Annotated in this window: 19 protein-coding genes; all 19 read right to left on the reverse strand. The window is 45.8% G+C overall.

What is annotated here, in order from left to right:
* Positions 1-89: 89 nt before the first annotated feature.
* Complete coding sequence (locus MHI48_RS17890; RefSeq protein WP_076328525.1) at positions 90-1,073, reverse strand: hypothetical protein; 984 nt, start codon at positions 1,071-1,073, stop codon at positions 90-92.
* Positions 1,060-1,611 carry a hypothetical protein gene (locus tag MHI48_RS17895; RefSeq protein ID WP_036613628.1) on the reverse strand — a complete coding sequence of 184 codons (552 nt, stop codon included), beginning with the start codon at positions 1,609-1,611 and terminating at the stop codon, positions 1,060-1,062. Before MHI48_RS17895 ends, MHI48_RS17890 begins: the two co-directional genes overlap by 14 nt.
* Complete coding sequence (locus tag MHI48_RS17900) at positions 1,608-2,006, reverse strand: hypothetical protein (RefSeq protein ID WP_036613627.1); 399 nt, start codon at positions 2,004-2,006, stop codon at positions 1,608-1,610. Before MHI48_RS17900 ends, MHI48_RS17895 begins: the two co-directional genes overlap by 4 nt.
* A gap of 16 nt (positions 2,007-2,022) precedes the next feature.
* Entirely contained in the window at positions 2,023-2,508 is a 486-nt protein-coding gene (locus MHI48_RS17905; protein ID WP_017688056.1) for a hypothetical protein, read from the reverse strand.
* Positions 2,509-2,570: 62 nt separating this feature from the next.
* Positions 2,571-4,637 carry a hypothetical protein gene (locus MHI48_RS17910; protein WP_076317616.1) on the reverse strand — a complete coding sequence of 689 codons (2,067 nt, stop codon included), beginning with the start codon at positions 4,635-4,637 and terminating at the stop codon, positions 2,571-2,573.
* Positions 4,627-6,453 carry an ATPase, T2SS/T4P/T4SS family gene (locus tag MHI48_RS17915; protein WP_076317615.1) on the reverse strand — a complete coding sequence of 609 codons (1,827 nt, stop codon included), beginning with the start codon at positions 6,451-6,453 and terminating at the stop codon, positions 4,627-4,629. Before MHI48_RS17915 ends, MHI48_RS17910 begins: the two co-directional genes overlap by 11 nt.
* A 7-nt stretch (positions 6,454-6,460) precedes the next feature.
* Positions 6,461-7,291, reverse strand: coding sequence for a hypothetical protein (locus MHI48_RS17920; protein ID WP_076317614.1), 831 nt, complete (start codon positions 7,289-7,291; stop codon positions 6,461-6,463).
* Positions 7,288-8,001 carry a hypothetical protein gene (locus MHI48_RS17925; RefSeq protein WP_017688052.1) on the reverse strand — a complete coding sequence of 238 codons (714 nt, stop codon included), beginning with the start codon at positions 7,999-8,001 and terminating at the stop codon, positions 7,288-7,290. The genes MHI48_RS17920 and MHI48_RS17925 overlap by 4 nt, the downstream gene beginning before the upstream one ends.
* Before the next feature lie 75 nt (positions 8,002-8,076).
* Complete coding sequence (locus MHI48_RS17930) at positions 8,077-9,096, reverse strand: SAF domain-containing protein (protein WP_036613619.1); 1,020 nt, start codon at positions 9,094-9,096, stop codon at positions 8,077-8,079.
* Between the two features lie 24 nt (positions 9,097-9,120).
* Positions 9,121-10,599 (reverse strand): serine/threonine protein kinase, encoded by a 1,479-nt coding sequence (locus MHI48_RS17935; protein ID WP_076328524.1) that lies wholly within the window; start codon positions 10,597-10,599, stop codon positions 9,121-9,123.
* Between the two features lie 227 nt (positions 10,600-10,826).
* The gene (locus MHI48_RS17940; protein ID WP_076328523.1) at positions 10,827-11,876 is read right to left on the reverse strand and encodes an SAM-dependent methyltransferase; all 1,050 of its coding nucleotides are present in this window, start codon (positions 11,874-11,876) and stop codon (positions 10,827-10,829) included.
* Between the two features lie 6 nt (positions 11,877-11,882).
* Positions 11,883-12,662: an ABC transporter ATP-binding protein gene (locus MHI48_RS17945; RefSeq protein ID WP_370739065.1), complete on the reverse strand. Its 780-nt coding sequence runs from the start codon at positions 12,660-12,662 to the stop codon at positions 11,883-11,885.
* Positions 12,659-12,976 carry a thioredoxin family protein gene (locus MHI48_RS17950; protein ID WP_036673857.1) on the reverse strand — a complete coding sequence of 106 codons (318 nt, stop codon included), beginning with the start codon at positions 12,974-12,976 and terminating at the stop codon, positions 12,659-12,661. The genes MHI48_RS17945 and MHI48_RS17950 overlap by 4 nt, the downstream gene beginning before the upstream one ends.
* A complete protein-coding gene (locus MHI48_RS17955) occupies positions 12,976-13,314 on the reverse strand; it encodes a cyclic-phosphate processing receiver domain-containing protein (RefSeq protein ID WP_017688046.1) in 339 nt (112 codons plus the stop codon). Before MHI48_RS17955 ends, MHI48_RS17950 begins: the two co-directional genes overlap by 1 nt.
* A gap of 19 nt (positions 13,315-13,333) precedes the next feature.
* Positions 13,334-14,182 carry a deoxyribonuclease IV gene (locus tag MHI48_RS17960; RefSeq protein WP_076317611.1) on the reverse strand — a complete coding sequence of 283 codons (849 nt, stop codon included), beginning with the start codon at positions 14,180-14,182 and terminating at the stop codon, positions 13,334-13,336.
* The gene (locus tag MHI48_RS17965; protein ID WP_076317610.1) at positions 14,172-14,993 is read right to left on the reverse strand and encodes an Fpg/Nei family DNA glycosylase; all 822 of its coding nucleotides are present in this window, start codon (positions 14,991-14,993) and stop codon (positions 14,172-14,174) included. The genes MHI48_RS17960 and MHI48_RS17965 overlap by 11 nt, the downstream gene beginning before the upstream one ends.
* 6 nt (positions 14,994-14,999) lie before the next feature.
* Complete coding sequence (locus MHI48_RS17970) at positions 15,000-15,809, reverse strand: TIGR01457 family HAD-type hydrolase (RefSeq protein ID WP_076317609.1); 810 nt, start codon at positions 15,807-15,809, stop codon at positions 15,000-15,002.
* A 357-nt stretch (positions 15,810-16,166) separates the two neighbouring features.
* A complete protein-coding gene (gene rnz, locus MHI48_RS17975; RefSeq protein WP_076317608.1) occupies positions 16,167-17,105 on the reverse strand; it encodes a ribonuclease Z in 939 nt (312 codons plus the stop codon).
* Between the two features lie 77 nt (positions 17,106-17,182).
* Positions 17,183-20,623 carry a methionine synthase gene (gene metH / locus MHI48_RS17980; RefSeq protein WP_076328522.1) on the reverse strand — a complete coding sequence of 1,147 codons (3,441 nt, stop codon included), beginning with the start codon at positions 20,621-20,623 and terminating at the stop codon, positions 17,183-17,185.
* Between the last annotated feature and the right edge of the window lies 1 nt (position 20,624).

Below are 20,624 nucleotides of genomic sequence, written 5' to 3' on the forward strand. Positions count from 1 at the left end.
AAACCCTATTCTAGCACAGGTCCCGTCTTTTCTGAAAGTAATGTAAACAGTTCAGGAACCTCTTACATAATTTTGTCATACAGGCTACCCTAACGATTAGAGCATTTATATTCGAAATAGCCTTGTGCAGCTGCTTGTCTTGCGTCTGTAAACACCTCTTCAGCACGGTAACCATTACCACAAGTGGAGGGATAATAGTACTTGATACCCGTTAAAGGATCTACCCCACCTACGATGGCCGTTTTCTTCACGAGTCTGCCTCCACCGATTGCGTAGTTGTTGATCTTCTGGTCACCCACACCTATACCTTGGATAAAGGCCATAATCCCTGTATCGTTAATGGAGTTGTACCAATCTTCCTGCGCAATCAGGGGCATCGTAAACGTATAGGAAATACCGTTCTTTCTGGCAAACTCATTATGGCGGTTAATCACATCAGCCAGATCATCCTGCACAGTAGTCACAATCCGGCTTTGTCTAACTTGTTCAAATACGCTGGTATTCTGAAGTAAAGGAATCTGTGTGCTTGAAGCCAGTTCTTTTTGAAATCCCTCAATCCATTTCCCTGCACTTGCGTCATAGGCATATACGTAGTCGTCCAGTGTAAAGTTAATACTGCTACCATTTGAATCTGAATATGTATAAGGTTTCTTGGGGCTCCACACTTGCCTTAAAGAATCTTCACGGTTACCTGTCAACTCTGTTTCTGTGGACAACATATAATAGCCGTCATAATCCAGAATAACTAAGGCAGGAATGTAATTAAACATGTTTCGAATAGCTGCGGGATCATCCTGAATCCCCATATTCAAAGCCATCGTCTGCGTAAATGTTAACAAGGCAAGCTCTTTGTCCGCTTTAACAAACTTGGTTGAATCATAACCTGCTTCATCATTTTGTTTCTCATTCTGATGCATCACTGCACCTGCATCCATGACTGCAGTTTGAAGTACAGATCTGTATCGTTGGCCAAGATATTGAGCCTCCTCGGCATCTTGGGTATGGAGTGAGATGATCCAGAAGAGCGGGAAAAAGATCAGCACAAATACAATGGATAGCTCAGTAATCTTCATTGAGGACCATACCTCCGTATGTTACAAATACTGCTGAAGCCTGAGCCGTACCACTCAACCATTCACGAATGAGCATGGAAGGTGTACGATTTGTATTTTGGAGTGTCACGGTGAAAAAATCCCCTGTCGTCAACGTATATCTTCGGCCAGGATCATCAACCGGTATCACACCTGAGGATGGGAATAGTCTTTCTCGAATCTGAGCCGAATAATATCCATCCTGCACAACCTCATAGGTCCCGTTAAAACTGTTATTGTCCATCGGGTCTATATAGTGAGGTACATATTTCTTATGTAAATGTTCCATCGACACCTCATACACATTGCCCGTCTGGGCCAGTTTCTCCTCAAACTCAGCCAACATTCGAGGTGAAATATACCCTTTTGTTCGGACAGCATCAACAAAACGTGTTACATTCTGAACAGCCGTCATACGTGCTATATCATCCTGCCGATCGGCTGTTTCAGCAGCTGGGTACACATAGAGCAAAAGGACTGCGAGCAATACGGCAAGCAGCTTGGATGCGGCATTAATCAATTCACACTCGCCTCCTTCCAAAAAACAATCTTGAGCAGTTCTCCAGTTTCATTTCGTATAAACTCTGGTCTGTAGGTGGCATCGAGCTGGACAGGAATCGTCGCTGTTTTGCTGACAAGTGGATCAATCACATACGAAGTTCCGTCTACCTCCACAGGAATGCCTGTGCCTGTCATCTGTCTCACGGTATGCAATACTTCTGCGCCCTTATACTGATCCGGTTTGGTGGTATGCAATGTTGTTGTCAGCCGACCTTCCATACCTGCTGTTGTCTGTACTCTGTTATTCAATGAAGTTGATAAAATCTTAACATTCTGTTGCCCGTACAGGCAGGCTGTCACAAACAGGACAACCGCCGTACAAAACAACATGAGATGCTGTGTATTCCGGGACATGTTAAACCAACTCCTGTCAGGATTGCTGGAAGATCAGCCCTCTTACCACGTTCGATCGGTCTTTCACGATAATCGCTTTGAATTTACCACTTGGATTGACATACTGATTGTCTTTTTCACTCATGGTTTGGTTAATAATACCCACCTTATCTTCAGGTCCAATAACAGAGCCATAATCCGCATTATTGAGATCCTGAGAAATATTCAACTGATTACCGTACCATTGACCAGCTACATTTTTACCCGTAATCACTTTAATACCAAACTGTTCCTTGTCCGCATATTTACGTAGTGCGTTGGTTACCTGAGATCCACTGATGGTTGTTCCGTCATACACCGTAAATGCGGCCTGAGACAACTCGGTTTGGATATCAGCAAAATTGTTCTGGGCCGTCTTGGTTGCCTCCTGAGCCGAAATAAACAACAGAACTACAATTGTGATCAAAGCGATTGTTAAGAATATCCCTGCTGCCACCTTTAAAGCGCTTGATGCATTGTTCATGATAAATCCTCCCAAGTTATAAGTTATTAGACTATTTCAGACTGTCACACAGATGAATTGTGCTACAGTTTCTGAATTTGCTCATAATAAATACTCATCTGTAAGAAACTCATACCGACCAATGGAATAACCAGATACAAAAAGATAAGGGCGTACATAGGTGTAAATCCGATGGTTCTGCCCCATGATGCTTTGACATCTATCATTTTGCTGTATTCCTGCTTGCGTTGTTCAAAATAGAATGCCATCATGCTCTCAAGATCATCGAAGGCTTCACGTATTGAGATTTTTCCAAGGGCAAGCTGCAATTTATCAACCAGTCGCTGGAACTCGGGCAAGCCCGCCTCTTCCTTTAATTGTTCAAGTGCAAGCTCTGGTCCATGTTCAAAATGCAACAAACATTTTTGCAGCGGGCGCTTGAAAATGACGGCAAATCGATTAAGCCATTCCAATATCTCTTCAACTGACATACGGTCCATCTCACGCAAAATGGAAATCACTGTCTGGAATTGATAGATTTCATGTCGCATATCCAACCTTCGCATTTTCCGCTGAAATAACATGAGCCATACGGGCATGTAGTACCCCGCTGCACCCATGAGAATGGCTATAATCATTTCCCACCAGCGTACATATTGCTTGTTATACACCTCAAGTTTCTGCATAATGCGCGTGATGGTCTCATTCTGGGTATCATGGTCTAACTGAACTGGAGATAACTGCTGTAACGCTTTGGAGACTTCTTCGTATGTAGCTCCTCGGTTCATTTCTACACTTTCCAGCACGGATTGATCCAACGCTGTTTTTTCCTCAGCTTTCCTGAGATCCGTTTCAGCCATTGCACCAAACATTCGATCATCGCGGATTGGATCATACAAGATGTGGTTACGTTCAACCTGGTGCAACAGCAAGATGCAACCCATTGTAAGGACCAAACAACCTGCGAATAACAACACTCGTCGAATGGCAAGCCATTCGTATTTCAACTCTGAACTGCTCTCCCTCATGAGCCGTATCGTTTGACTGTACTGTGCACTGCCAGGTTTCGCTGCAAACAACATCGCCAATTTCCGTATGAAGATTTGCTTGTACAGAAACTGATCCAACCATGAATGCTTATGCCCTGACCGATAACGGGTCTCATCGTATTGCTGGAGTCTTTGCAGAAGCAAATAAGCAAGGATGATGATGACATAGATCGATATTTTAGTTACAAAACCGATTTTGCTGCGATAAAATTCATCCATCGTTGGAAAACTGACTCTGGCCCAGCGTTCTATTGGAGCGGTGAACAATACCGGAGCTAGCGCGATGATATTAAGTCCTTTGAGCAGGTAATCCAATTTATCACGCCGTAAAATCTCCAGATGGATCTCCTGAGTCAGGTTACCAAGTCCATTAAGATAAATAGAGCCTTGTGCCCTGTCCTTATCCCCGAACTCCATGACCATATAGGAAACGCCGGCGAATCCTTTGAGAAAACGGTTGGGAGCCACTTCATAATAACGCTCAAGTGCTTCATTCGGATCTGGAGAAGTCAGAGCTTCGTAGATCAGTCTTACCTGTTCCGCGGCTTCTCCTGTACCCGCCTCAGCAGCTTCATAGAGCGCTTCCTCAACCATGCCATGCTGATGATACCGATGCCTTACATCTGCAAAGAGATCTAACATCTGCACCAGCAACCTTTTCTCCATACGACTAAGGCACATATCCAATACCAGGCTGTTTAGTACCACAGCACAGAGCACGGACAGTATTACAAAAGCGATACCCGGCTGCAGAAGAAACAGAATGACACTTATGCCGCCATAACCTCCAAGAATAATTAGAACCACTGTCATCGTCAGCCTGCGAAGTGAGGGCTCATCCCCAACATGGCGGAATGAAATACGTTTCTGCACCTGTAGAATATAAGCTGATAGCAATGGCACTTTCATTCCAAGACGGTAGGACTGCAACAAGATTGATCCCAGTCCTTTGAATCCCTTCCCGCTAGGAACAAAAATCACGCCGGATTGACTTGTTGAACCACCTCCTCTGTGACGTAACATACTTAAAACCAGAAGTGTAATCAGCAAACCCCCTGCACAAATACTTAATACGAGGAGCAAAATCCATTTAATTGTCATGCTGATCACCCCAGTGTTGCTTCATAAACTGTTCAAACTTCTCGGCATCCTTTAATGTCATCTGTTCTCGCATATCCACCATGCTTCCAGAGGAGATTGGAGCTGTTGCAACATACGCTCCATCTCTGTACTCCACAACATTATGAAATGTAAAACCTGCCCTCTCTTCCACGCTATCACCTTGATTCGCACGAGGAAGACATTCCGTAATTCGTTCGATATATCTTCGTCCCTCAGCATCTTTCTTCATATGAACATCGAAATTGATGACACTCACAACCTGCTCCTCAGCAATATGCTCATGCTGGAACATACCTGTCTTGAGCAAGGAATTACGGAGGGAGAAGACCAGATCACGAAACGTTTTGGCATGGTGGGTAAACAGGGTGAACAGACTGGCAACTTGAGACATTTGAATCATCCATGCGGCCACCTCATCACTCGCCACCTCACCGAGAATATTGACGGTACCATCCGTTTTTTTCTGCAAATCAAGCCCTTGTTGACCTGAAATGTGTTCAGTCTCTCGGAAACTCAAAATATTACGCCGACTATAGATCCGTCTTAATTGAAGTTCAAACGCCATCTCCTGCACCCGAAGGGTGTACGATGCATAGATGTGTTTGACCATAGCCATAAGCAACGTTGTTTTACCAGAACCCTGCGCCCCGGTTACAGCTGTGATCCGGCTTCCTTTCATCAGGTATTGAAGCAATGTAATTGGCAGATCTGCGTTGTTACCCGTAATCAATTGTTCAAGTGCAGCATTCGGAATATCGAACTTCCGCACGAAGAACGCCCATGATTCTGCAAAAGGAGGTCTAACAACAACGACACGGGAGCCGTCTTTCATCTCGTTCACCTTGTATCCACTTGCTTCCGACAACTGTCCGGGGTAATTGTATTTGTATATATTCTGGCATACCCTTTTCAGTTCACGAATACTGCCGAAGGACAGAAAGGATAGATGAATGGACTTACCTTTATAGAAAATCCAGACACTTTCCATGCCGCTAAGTGGTTCTTCATGTGCATTATCCTCCAGTCCTTGATCCAGCAAATCATTCCATGATGCCGGTTTTCGAAGTCCCATATTATGAACAGCATCAAGCATACCGCTGACACCACCACTAACACCGTCAATACGTTGGTCCCTTATCTCATCAACAACCGAGAATCCTTTATAATGTTGGTAGATACGTTGAACGATGATATCCGTCTTTTCTCTGAATCCAAGCTCTCGATATTCGCACTCGAACACATACTGAATATCCTCCTCAGAGATATAATAACTTCCTCCATCGTCCGTACCTTCCTCCATTCTCAGTCTGCCAAGATCGTAGGTATCAATCATTCGGGAGAGTGCATCCACACCGAATTGCTGTCGGTACAGATAAAATACAATTTCGAATCGGTCCTGGATCGTCAGCAAATCTGGTTCTGCAAACAAAATAACTTCATCCACATTTGATTTGTTCAGCCCTATGCTTCGGGTCAGGAGATCCCCTATCAGATTTTTGACATACGTTTTGTCGCTGATACTGCCTGAGACACAGCCCTTCAGTGCTTTTCTCATCTCGGCACGCTGATTAATTCTTCGACGATATTCTTCTTCATGGAGACCCGCATCCGCGAGCTGACTATGACTAAGCTCATGAAGTGAGTTCTTCACCTTCTCAATCAACATGTCAATCGTGAATGATTCCTGTTCAGGCACACGAGCATTCTTTTCACGAAGAAACGTTCTATACTTGAACCAGATATAAGTCAGGCACAGAATCAAAATCAAACTTATCCATATGGTATTCCAGAGCATCGGAGGTTCAGGCTCCCCTTTCCAGCCTCTTCAGAACTGTGCGCATACCTGCACCGTCCATAATCAGGCGAGCGAGTTCGCTCATGCTTGCAGCAAAACTCCCTTTACGAATATCCTTATCCTCAGTCAAACTTTCCAACTGCAAGTATCTAGCGACATCTCGCCGATTCATTGCATCCAGGTATCCGGTTGTGTACGGTATCGCAGATATCGTGCCTTTATATCTGAACTGTCGCTTAATATTGGAAAGCGTTGCACGGGAATGCAAATCGTATTTGTTAATGACGACATGTATATTCTTATTGTTCATTCGTTCTGGTAGGATCTCTTCAAAGAACAACTCCAGATTTCGCATATTTTGATCGAGATTAATTACAACATAGTCCGCCTGTTGCAGCTTGAGCTGTGAATCAACACCAGCATGATCTGCATCCAGAAGAACCAGATCATAATACTCGTTAGCTACATTTAGCAGCTTTTTCACTGTCTCACCATGTTCCTGCGGGGAACGTTCCATCTCATCAATTCTTCCGGTTAGGAAATCAAGTCTTTCCTTCAGAAGTGGCTTGGTATAATCTCTGAGATTGTGCTTATTCAGACTGCCGCTCGAATGCAGCCGTTCAATCGCATCCCAGCCACCCTCTTCGAAGGAGAACATAAAATCCGCTGGATCCGTATCTTTGGATGGTAGAGCAGCTTCTGTGCCAGTTCCGGCAAGGCCTGCATTAACAAGTAACACTCTTGTCCTGTAGTGAAGTGCCATCGCATAAGCACTAATTAATGTGCTTGAAGTGCAACCTGTTCCTGCAAAAGGGCTCCAAAAGGTAATTGTGCTCATGCTCTCATCCTCTCTGCTTCTTTCATCGCACGGCGACTGCGAACACTTTCCCAACCTGTTAACTGCTCGACCACGCGACACAACGATTTTTTGTAATTTCGTGACAGAGGTCCAAGATGAACTCGGCGATGATGCTCATTCTCAAGCTTAACCGCAGCTGTTAACTCATCCCACGGAAGCACTAAGGATTCTCCTGTCCACACAAATGGACTGCCTTCCAGATACGCCCATAGATAACGAGCTTCAAGCTTGCAGTCAACCCCGTTAATTAAGAGCCGCTGAAATGACAGCTCACCAGGTAATGACTGTTCTTCAAGCAACCGCTTCAACCAGCCCTTGCCACGTTCCAGATTGTAACGCTCATAATCACTCACCCAGACTCTTACATCAGCGGTTAGCCAGAGATTACGTGAAGCAAAATGTGAGGTCTCCATGTCATATAACACATAGTCATAACTATCCAATCGCTCGCCATTTACTTCAAGATGATTCTCTACTGCTGCTGAAGTAACAAAATGACAAGCGATATCAAATCCTTCAAATTCCGTAATTCGCAAAGACTGCTGACTGTCACCTACACCGTACCCATACTTCTGCTGTAAGGTTCCATCTACGAGCAAAACCTTGTTGCCTGTCGAAGCCAGTATCTTGCAAAGATATAACATCAGATCATTCTTCTCACATAAACCCGCAAAGATCCATGTATGCATAGATGTTACAACTCCTTTCTTTTTCTTAAACTCCCTGTTAACTGAATTATTCTAAATTAAACCTCGGATTTCGCTCTATTCTCCACCCGTTAGCAAGCTCTGTTGTTCTGTTTGTGAAGCATCAGCAGGATCATTTACGCTTCCAGAATTAGCTCCTGCTCCGTTTCCTGAACCATCATTCCACATCACTCCATCCGACGTTGCCGGATTATTGGCTGATGGACGACTGTTATATGTAACTGAGGATTGTGCCACATCCTGTTCAACCCCTTTTGACGGTGCTGTCATGGAGGCGGCCAGTGAACTTTCAAGCATACTTCGCACCTGTCTGGATAATTCCTGTTCAGCTCGTCGAACAATATTCGGATCACTCTCCAGCAGTTTTAACACTTCTGAATTGGCAGGATACGTCGCGATTGCAGGTGTCTGAAACTGTGGTTCTACATAGGTTAAGGCATAGATTGAAGCTTTATGTAAATAGGCATCTACAATTGCACTTGAGAGTGACAGAATCTCTTCCTCCGTCATCGTAATCCATAAGGTAGCTGCATTGAGTCGTTCCACTTTTTTCTTCGATAAGAGAACATAGTCTTGTCCGGTAGGGAATTGGATACGAACATCAATAATATCTCCCTTAACAAGTGAGGACGGCAGTAATACAACTTGCAGCTCTCGATTTCTTAAATCAGGCGGAGCCGGTACATCCTCATACACCATCTCGGTGGTAATGGCTGTTCCTTTTTTCAACTCTATTTTGGCCACTTGGCCTTCCATCTGCTTCGTACTGGACCAGAGGTTTCGCGGTGCTTGTGCATCCGGAACAGCAATGAGCTTCAGATCCTCCGGTAATATCGGTTCACCTGCTTCAATATCCCGAATCGTAACCCATCCTTGTGCTCCCGAATCCCATTGTTGCTTTAATTCAGCTTCCTTTTCCTCATATGCCGATAAATAACGGGCTTCTACAGCTGACCTGACATCCCCCATCGTTTTGACATTGTAAATAACATATCCTCCAAACACCAACCCTACAGCTCCTGCTCCGATAAGTCCGGCATAGATCAGTTGACGGCTTTGTTTTCTTAATTTAGACAAAAGAGGCTCTCCTTTCGTAATCTTCTAATCATGTACTTTCCTTCTTGAAAAGAATGAACGTTTCTTGGGCTGCTGTGCCATCATATGCATTAAAATATGTGAAAACACTTTATCCATCTGTGCGTCCTTGTCAAAAGGATCAATATGTAACGGCAGACCATATACACTCGATGTATCCAGAGCTTTACGAATGCGCTGAACAGCCTCACTTGCTGCCAGGGGCAGACAATATATCCATTTCTCTCGTGGATACCGATGATGTGATCGAACAAAAGCACCAATCTCCGCCTGTCTCCATTCGGCACCTGAGCCTATAACAATAGGTAGATCTGCACGCAGGAATTCTTCCAGCCGGTTCTGATCCTGACCACTACCGAGATCCATCACGATGAACTGATAACTCCCCCCAAGCAAAGACAAAATATCCGCTCGCCCGGATTGTTTCCAATAATGCACACCATCGACTGCAAACTGTCTGCCTGCTGGCACCGGTTTACCCGCTTGAGCGATTTGTTGAATCCTTGCAAAGGATTGAGAGCGAGGTGACATTTCAATCACAGCTACTTTGAAGTTTTGCCTTTCGAGATAATGACTGATAGCTATAGCAGTGTGCGTAACCCCTACACCAGATGAAGCACCAGTCAAGGCAATAACTCTTGTTCCGCCATTCAAGGTCATGGTTGCATCTCCACCAGGCGTTATTCCACCGGGTATTCGGAGCAGTTCTTTCCGTACCTCATCGGCAGATTGGAATCGCTCCTCGGCATTATATCTCAACAGTCTCCTTGCCACAGGGATGTAAGTCCGTGGAACATCACTCCGGATAGAGCTTTCCACACCCTGAATCCATTCCGTATAGGCCCCACTTGTCATAAGATACAGCAGCAATGCTCCGAGTCCGTATAGATCTGAACGCGCATCAGTCTGACCCGAGCCATATTGTTCTGGAGCGGCGAAACCAGCTGTTCCCAACTTAACGGTATCTTCAGCACTTTGCGGTTTGTAACTTCTGGCGATGCCAAAATCAATTAATCTTACTTCATGTTCCGGCGTGATCATGATGTTTGATGGTTTCAGATCCCTATAGATCACAGGTGGATTCAGATTATGCAAATAACTCAACACATCGAGCAATTGAAGTACAAGCTCCGTCAACTGCTCCATCGGGATCTTCCCACGACACTGCTTGAAATACTCACTGAGCGTTAACCCGTCGATGTATTCCATCACCAAGTACGTGTACCCATCTTCATCCGGGACAAAAAAATCAACAATTTGCGGCAATCTTGGATGGCGAAGTGATGTCAGAAGAGCGGCCTCCGTCTCCATACTGCCTTCATATGGCATAATCGTTACGCTTTCTTTAATTGCCCATATCTTGCCCGGCAACTTCAGATCCTCCGCCTCGTATACATGGCTCATTCCGCCTGTTCCCAGAATGGATACGATACGATATCTACCTCCCAGCAGGCTTCCGCGTTCCAGCCTGGCCGGATGTCTCATACCAATTCCTCCTTCAATACACAACAAAAAAGGGAAAGCTTCACCGAAGAAGAACAGACCGGATATCCGGTTTCGTTCACTTCGGGATGCTTTCCCTCAGGTTTGTTATGGTTAATATTGGTATCATTATAGTACAGGCAGGAATAGATTGTAAAGCACAAAATTTAATGAGCTTAATCGAATCAATTTCATAATGCCTTTAGCTACTTTAATCAAAGCTAGATCTCTTAATATTTGACCATATAAAGTGTAATTTCTTCTCGGTTATGGAACAACTGCTTGGAACGTTGAATCTGCATCCGCGAACGCTCAAACGTATCAATAACATCTTTAATGAGCGCTAGCGGTTTTTTATGCAATAACTTCACGGTAACAATCGCTGTTCCTCCGGGTTGCAGGCTATATAGAAGATCCGATACAAGTCGGCTCATCAGCTTCGGACTCCAACTCATATCACATACGAGCAGGTCGAATTCTCCTTCGCGGAAGCGCACATCCCCTGCATTCTTTTTCAAGAAAGTCAGTTTTGGTGATGCCAGCAGCGTTGCATCCATCTTCGCCGGATCTACCGCCGTTACTTCAAGCCCACGTTCAAGCAGGAAGGAGGTCCATCCACCTGGTGCTGCACCGATATCAAGTGCTTTATGAAATGAAGTAAAGTCAATGCCAAACGTTTGCTCGGCTTCAAGCAATTTGAATTTGGCCCGCGAGATCTGCCCATCTTCTTTTTGAAAACGTACGGCTCCCCCGCTCCAGTCTGACAAGTTCTGTTCAGGTCTGGATATGCCAGCATACAACATATCATTCGTTGCAAATACAGAAATGACATATTCAGCATCACGTACAACCCATTCACAGCCTAACTCATCCAGCTTTTCAGTTAGCAGTTGCTTCAATGAGGCTGCATTTTCTTGCCAAAAGGCCCCTTCTGTCTTCCGTACCTGCAGCACGACAGGAGTACCGGTCAGTTCCTTATGATTCAACACAAATGCAATCAATTTCTCAATAGACTGCTCCGAATCTTCAGTATTCTCCTGAAACTGAACAGGTTGAATATGACGTAAAAACGTTGGATACTCTGCCCACAGCTTATCTGCAACTTCTTCCTCGGCTACAGGCAAACCCGCAAGCAATATTTCTCCTGGTACGAGTACCGTGCTCTTCACCGCACCAAACGTACGGCGCAACTCTTCCTGAGCATAAGGGGCAAAGCCATGATTGGCTGTGCAGATAAAACGGGAGAAGTTGCCTTCTTCCCAAGACGATTGTGTACTCAAATTGTGTTACCCTCCAGAACGTACGCGTATCCACGGACGACCATTATCCCACTGGATATCGACCGGAACATCGTACGTATGCTTAATTGTATCTTGTGTCAAAACTTCATGTTTGGGGCCGGCTGCCGCAATACGTCCATCGCGGATCAAGGCCACATGTGTAAATAAAGGTACGATCTCTTCAACATGATGTGTTACATACACAACTGTAATGTTACGCTGGCGCAGACGATCAATCTCAGCCAGCATTTTCTCACGTTCATATAAATCTAGGCCGGCACAAGGCTCGTCCATAATCAGCAATTTTGGCTCGGCCATTAATGAACGAGCGAGCATGACTTTTTTGCGCTCCCCTTGGGATAACGTTCCAAGCGGGTTGTTAGCCAGGTTGGCAAAATCCATGTCATCCAGCAAACTCATTGCCTTTGCTTTTACTTCATCCGGAATTGTCTGATAAAAACGCAAAAAAGCATAAGCTCCTGTAGCGACGACCTCCCATACCGGATCTCTTGGTGTGAGTTTCTCAATCAACGTTTGGCTGATATAACCGATTTCCTTACGAACTTCCCTGACGTCACATTGTCCATACAGATTACCGAGTACTTCAATACGTCCCTGGCTTGGAAACATATATCCGTTCATCATTTCCAATAACGTTGTTTTGCCAGAACCATTCCGACCCAGAATAACCCAATGTTCTCCTTGTTCGATGCGCAAATGTACGTCATCCAAAATCTGATTCTCTTCTCGTCTAAGTGAAACATGTTCCATCGAGATTATACTCATTTCAGCACCGCCTTCCGGATCTCCGAGAGCAAATGCTCCACAGAGCTCATCCGATAAACCATTTTTGGAACATCTTGCTGGCCGTCAAAAAGCATCACTGCTGGAACGCTTGAAATTTGAAATTGTTGTACAAGTTCAGGAATGTCATGAATGTTCATTTCGAATAAAATACCTTCTGGCAGCATGTGCTCAACGACCTCTAACATACGCCGTGCTGCCGCACATGTCCCACATAAAGGGGTATATATAAATACAGCCTGTGGCATGCCTTCCCAAACACTACGCATTAACATTTTGGATGTAATTGGCTTCATTAACTTTCTTCTCCCGCGGCAACACGCAGCATGACCTCACCCGTCATTGGTCCATTATGAATGGTTACCGAATCGGGTTTATTGCTATATAACATCTCGTACATCTGGCGTTTCCCAAACATACTGGACGTATGCAAATAGATCTCGCGCGGAAATAAACCTTCTCGTACAATAGATGCCGCGACCTCACCGCCATTGGGCGAATCTGGACCAAGCTCATAATCCAGAGACAAAATGTCCACGTCACCTTCTCTTAGCAGCATCAGGCACTCTTCTGCATTCGTTGCCAGAACAAATCCTTTCGGACATGCCCGATAGTCATCCAAAAAAACATGCATACAATCGCTCCTCTCCCCATTATAACCAGGAACGCATGAGCGCTATATCATCACGGTGCGTTCCATCTTCGCCCGTTTCTGTCTCGAGCACAACAACCGCATTTTGGAACTCAGGCGCCTTTAACAATTCTTTCATTGATTCATTGCCGATATATCCCTGTCCGATCCTCGCATGTCTATCCTTACACAAACCAGACGCATATTTGGAATCATTAAAATGGACAGCAGCAACATTATCCCAATACCCGAGCATCCTGCCCTTATCGAGCATCGCCGCTTCGTTGCCTGACGACCACAAACCTGAAGCAAAAGCATGGCATGTGTCAAAACAAAAAGCAATATGCTCCGGATAACGGCTTAATTTGCGAATCTGTATCATTTCTTCCATTGTCGTGCCCATCGGGCCATGATCACCTGCCTGATTTTCAATCAGCACCTTTGAGTGTCCATTCCAATTCTCCAAGGCGGTATCCAGACAATGAATGAGGTTCTGATAACCCTCCAGCGGATCGTTTGTTTTGATATGTCCAAAATGGACCACCGTCCCAACAGAACCGCAAGCATTCGAAATTTCAAGATCATTGCGAATAGAAGCTATTGTAGCATGAAACCCCGCCTCTCCACGGGTCATGCCCAACGCCGGATTCGTGGGATAGGGTGAATGTGCAATCGAAGCAAGTCCCTGCTGTTCACACCAATCCCTGCACTGCTCAGCATCCTTGAGGTCCAGACTTTTCAGGCTGAGACTACGCGGGTTCTTCGGAAAATACTGAAACGCCGTTGCCCCCATCTCATACGCTCTCTTGGCTGCCTGAAGAAATCCGCCTCTGGTGCTGACATGTGCCCCGATACCGGTTTTAGGCCTCATGCTGGCATTTCGGACAGAAGAACGCCTTCTTGCCCGTAATTTCCACTCGTTCAATCGTTCCCCCGCAGCGCGGACAAGTCTCGCCTTCCCGATCGTATACGCGACATTGCTCGTCAAAACTTCCTGTCTTCGTATCCCCTTGCATCAGCGGCATTTCCATATAACCGCCCTCAGAAGCTGCTTCACGCAACACGGACTGCATCGAATGGAACAAACGCTCCGTCAACTCTGGTGAAGTCGCGATGCTCTGCGTTTTGGAGCTTGGTCTTAGACCGGCAGCAAAAGCAATCTCATCCGAATAACAATTGCCAATCCCCGCAATAATATGTTGGTTTACCAATGTTGTCTTGAGCGTACCCCGGCGACCTTTCAACAGGGAAGCAAAACGTTCCACATTCATCCGTCGATCCAAAGGTTCAGGTCCAAGATCAGACATCGCCTCTTCGGTTTCTTTTGAAGTAAGCAGATGTAAATAACCCAAGCGCAGTCCGATAAAGAATAAAATGTGATCGCCAAACTGAATTTCCACTTGCGTGGAACGATCAGGACGTTCTTCTTCCGTGCCCCAGAAAATCATACCACCCAACATGAGGTGCAGTACCAGGCGTTTGCCATTAGCCAAGTGGAAAATCAGATGCTTCGCTCGGCGCTCAACAAATATGATGCGATTACCTGTAAGTTCATTGATAAACAGATCAGGCTCCGTATTTATCGTTTTATCGCGGTTAATTACAACACCTGTAATCAGTAGATCAAGTATTTTCTCGGACAGCAAGGTCCGGTAATTTTCCATTTCCGGTAGTTCCGGCATCGTACATTACCCCTTTTTGGAAGCTTGGTCTGCCTCTTGCGACAGCCACTCCATCAATTTATGCAAATCTTCAAACACATGATCAGGTCGAGCCTTCGCTGCTTGAATGTGTCCATCCATATTATCCCGTGTTGTCACACCGGTTAGTACCAACAGCGTCTCACACCCTGCTGCCACTCCAGCTGCAATATCGGTTCGCATATTATCTCCGATCACTGCCACTTCATGAGACGCCAGGTTTAACCGGCTAATGGCTGATTTCATTATAACACTCGATGGCTTGCCTATAACTGTAGGATGAACTCCGGTCGCAGCTTCAATTGCAGCTCCAATAGTCCCCGCCCCAGGTGTCAGTCCATCATCGGAAGGAAGCTGCAGATCCGGGTTGGTCATGATGAATTTTGATCCCGCATTAATCCACCTTAGCGCCTTAGTCAGTTTATGATAGGAAAATTCACGATCAATCCCCTGTATGACGTAATCTGGTGCATCTTCCGTAAGCTGTAGTCCTGCTTCTTCTATGGCTTGCAGCAGTCCTGCTTCTCCAATACATGCCACTTTTGCACCCGGGGACTCTTCAGCAACATATTCAGCAGCCGCCACAGCAGAAGTACATACTTGAGACGCGTCGGCAGGTATGCCCATCCCGTTCAGATGATCTGCCACACCTTGTGGGGTACGGGAAGAATTATTTGTTACGAATAAATACGGCTTTCCTAGCTCTTGCAGTGTTCGAATAAGCTGATCGGCTCCTTCGATACGATGTCTGCCATGATAGAGCGTACCATCCAAGTCAATCAGATAGGCCTTAATCACACACAGCACTTCCTTTCTTCATTCCATTAACGTTTCATGTCCTTAATCAATTTACCTCGAACTTGAACGCGAACCTATGTATTCAGGCAAAAAATAATGGCTTGCTGACATATGTACGCAACAAGTCGAACCGGATCGAACACCGACGGTTTAACTCGCGCGTCTTCTGTACAAGCTTGTCATTTCCTGCGCTTTCCCGGAAAATAATTTGAATCATTTCCCTCTTCATATTGCCCATCCTACACGCTTTCTGACCAGATTGCAAAAGGGACCGCGGGAGTTCCTCTCCCTCAGTCCCGTGCAATTACCCGGATCTTTATATGACGTGTTTAGCCGTGCACTGGTTCGCAATCAGGGTTAAGATTCTTGCTTGCGATGCACGACAGGAATAAGCTGGTGTTCGTTTGCAAGTCTGGTATTCGGGAATACGGACTGCGCCTCTTCCAAAAGTGGTTGAAGTTGATCCTCATCCTTATAGCGTGAACTGAAGTGAGTCATGATTAGTTGCCCTACATTGGCTGCTCTAGCCGCTTCTGCCGCTTGTTTAGAAGTACTATGATAGTACTCATGCGCTGTATCGGCCAGATCATGCATGAATGTAGCTTCATGTACAAGTACATCTGCATTGATGGAAAGTGGCTGTACGTTGTCACATGGACGTGTATCACCCAATATGGTGATCACCATACCACGTTTTGGCGCTCCCAATACATCTTCTGGACGAAGCGAATCACCGTTATCCAACGTAATGATTTCTCCACGTTTCAGTCGGCCGAACAATGGGCCTGGTTTCAGACCATATTCCGCCAGTTTGGCTGGATCCAGGCTTCCTGGACGATCTTTTTCGGTGATCCGGTATCCATAACTATCAATCCGATGCTCAAGCAAAGCAGCTTCCACGATAAAACTGTCATCCTCGAACAGGACGCCGCCCGTATGTTCCACGATATTCAGATCATAGTTAACCCGGGATTGGCTCAGCTCCATTGTTGTACTGATCATTCGTTCCGTACCTGGCGGACCATATACGGTTAATGGTGTGGTGCCACCTTGATAGGCTCTGCTCGAAAGCAGTCCTGGAAGTCCAAATACATGATCACCATGCAGGTGAGTAATGAATATTTTCTCCAATTTGCTCAGTTTAAGCGGAGAACTTAAAATCTGGTGCTGCGTTCCTTCCCCGCAGTCAAACAACCACAAAGCTCTGCGCTCATCCAACATGCGTAGCCCAATGGAAGTTACATTCCGTTGAAGCGTAGGTACACCAGCATTAGTTCCCAGGAAATATAGTTCCATTCTGGATCGCACCTCTTTCTGTTGCCAGCAAAAAACCTCCGACAATGCGGAGGGCTTTGCCTGACACTCTACTGAATTTATGCCTTCTCTACATTAAAATACTTAGCTTGCGGATGGCTGAATACCATCGCTGATACGGAAGCTTCAGGTTCCATCATGAAACCTTCCGTCAATTCCACACCGATATCCTCAGGCTGTAGCAACTTGAACAGCGGCCCTTGGTCTTCCAGATCCGGACAAGCCGGATATCCAAAAGATACTCTGATCCCTTGATAGCGTGCACCATGACGTTGCTTCATGGTCATCTGGGCAGAATCCGGGAATCCCCATATATCTCTCATCATATGATGCACACGCTCAGCTAATCCCTCTGCTACTTCAAGCGCTACGGATTGCAGAGCATGCGAGCGAAGGTAATCCCCTTGATCTTTCCACGCCGTGGATAGTTCACGCACACCGTGTCCAGCCGTAACAACCATGAAACCAACGTAATCCATCTGACCGGATTCAACAGGTTTCAGGAAGTCGGACAAGCACAGGAACGGCTCGACTTTTTGACGTGGGAACGTAAATGTATGCAAAACATTACTGGTGTCCTTTGGATCATAGATGATGACGCTGTTACCGCTGGACTGAGCCGGGAAGAAACGATACATGGCATGCGCCTGAATAATCCCGTCACGAACAGCCTCTTGCATGATATCATCCACGACTGCTTTCAGGTCGGTAGCCTTCTTATCACCTGAAGCAAGCAGTTGTTCTACTGAACCGCGCAACCCCAGATGATGTCCAAGCAACATCTGCATGTTCACGTATGGCAGGATATGTGATAAAGGATAGTTACGCATCGTATGCCGATCCAGATCAGGCGGGACAAGAACCGGATGATCTACAGCAATATCCGAACGCTCCACTCGCGTAAGCTCTGGAAGAGCCTGAACAGCTACAGCACCTGAAGCATCAGCCTCTTTCTCAGCTTCCATCTCCAGTTGCATCACTTCACGTGAAACAGGATTCATCAATTTGTTCGCCAGATCCAGACCATCCATCGCATCTTTGGCATATACAACCATTCCGTTATATTCAGGACGGATACGATTTTTGGTGAATTTGCGTGTTAGCGCCGCGCCGCCAACCATAATAGGTACATCAATACCTGCTGTTCGCAAATCCTGAGCGGTAAGAATCATCTGTTGCGCTGATTTTACCAGTAGACCCGAGAGGCCGATCGCATCGACTTTTTCTTCTCGGTATGCCTCAATGATACGTTCTGGTGGTACTTTTATACCCAAATTAATGATCCGGTAACCGTTATTGGACAGGATGATCTCAACCAGGTTCTTACCGATGTCATGCACATCGCCCTTGACCGTGGCCAGAATGATCTTGCCTTTAACCGAAGTTTCGTTCTTCTCCATGAATTGCTCCAAATATGCTACAGAAGCCTTCATAACCTCTGCACTCTGCAACACCTCAGCTACAATCAACTCATTGTTGTTAAAGAGACGACCTACTTCCTCCATCCCTCGCATCAGTGGACCGTTAATTACTTGAAGTGCTGTATATTTGGCAAGTGCCTGTTCGAGATCTGGTAGCAATCCTTCTTTACTTCCTTCGACTACATATGAAGCGAGACGCTCTTCTAATGAAAGGTTCGAGATTTTTTCCTTCTTCTCAACCTTCTTGTTACGGAACGCCGCTACGAACGCCGCCAGAGTGTCATCATTCGTGTTATATAAAAGCTCTTCGGAGAGTCTGCGTTCTTCTTCAGGAATGGAGGCATAACGCTCCAGTTTCTCTGTGTTCACGATCGCATAGTCAAGACCTGCTTTGGTACATTCATATAAGAATACTGAGTTCAGCACCTCACGGCCCGCTTCAGGCAGTCCGAATGAAATGTTACTGATCCCGAGGATCGTATGACATTCTGGCATCGCTTCCTTAATCACTCTTATACCTTCAATAGTTTCTTTGGCTGAACCGATGTACTGTTCATCTCCGGTACCAACTGGGAACACCAACGTATCAAAAATCAGGTCTTCTGGTTTGAGGCCATATTTGTTCACCAGCAAATCGTAAGAGCGTTTGGCTACGTCAAGCTTGTCTTCCCGACTAATCGCCTGACCCCGTTCGTCAATCGTTCCGACAACTACTGCACCACCATATTTATGAAGCAACGGTGTGATCAGCTCAAATTTCTCTTCGCCATCCTCAAGGTTAATGGAGTTAATTATCGCTTTACCTTGCGAGTACTGGAGGGCCAGATCAATTACTGAAGCATCTGTCGTATCAATCATGAGAGGAACCTTCACTTTTTTTACAACCAATTCAAGGAACTTCACCATGTCTTCAGACTCTTCGCGGTCCGGATCTTGTACACACACGTCAACAATGTGCGCTCCATTTTTCACTTGAGCACGAGCAATTTCCGAGGCTTCTTCATATTTACCTTCTACAATGAGTCGTTTGAATTTACGTGATCCCAGCACATTCGTACGCTCACCAACCATGTATGGACGATTGTCCTGTTCGATGTAGATCGGTTCTATACCAGATAAAGCCGGTGGATGTGTTCCGTTCATTTCTCTTGGGGGGTACTGGGCAAGTGTGTCGCGCATCGCTCGAATATGTGCAGGGGTTGTCCCGCAACATCCACCAGCAATATTCAACCAGCCCTGTTCGGCAAAAGCACCAATCTTCTGAGCAAGCGAGTCTGGTGACTCATGGTAATTACCATTCTCATCCGGAAGACCCGCGTTCGGGTAACAACTAACGGCAACCGATGCCATTCCGGAAAGCGAGCGAATGTGATCACGCATGAACTCAGGACCTGTAGCACAGTTTAGTCCTACCGAAATTGGGTTAAGGTGTTCTAAGGATATATAAAAGGATTCGATGTTCTGACCTGCAAGGGTCGTTCCCATCGGTTCAATCGTTCCTGATATCATCAGGGGCAGTGTAACACCACTCTGTTCGAAGGCCTGCTGAATTCCAATGCTGCCTGCTTTTACATTGAGGGTATCCTGTGAGGTTTCGAGTAGTAGCGCATCAACGCCTCCCTCTATTAAAGCAAGCGCTTGCTCCAAATAACTGTCGATAAGTTCCTGGAACGTTACTCCCCCAGTTACAGACAGTGTTTTGGTTGTTGGTCCCATCGCACCTACCACATAACGTGGAGATTCAGGTGTAGAGAAACGATCAACCGCAGCTTTCGCAATTCTGGCTGCTTCCAGGTTGATCTCGCGTGCCCGATCCTGAATATCGTACTCAGCAAGCACAACGGATGTGGCACCAAATGTATTGGTTTCAATTAAATCGGCGCCCGCCTCCAGATATTCTTCATGAATGCGCTGGATCAGTTCTGGACGAGTAAGCACTAACATTTCATTACATCCATCCAGATCTTCGCCGCCAAAATCTTCGCCAGTCAGATCAACTTGTTGAATCATGGTCCCCATTGCACCGTCGAGGATTAATATTCGTTGTTTTAATGCATCGTGTAGACTAATCTTATCCAAT

It is taken from the genome of Paenibacillus sp. FSL H7-0942 (genome assembly GCF_045040715.1).
In the GTDB taxonomy this organism is placed as follows: domain Bacteria; phylum Bacillota; class Bacilli; order Paenibacillales; family Paenibacillaceae; genus Paenibacillus; species Paenibacillus amylolyticus.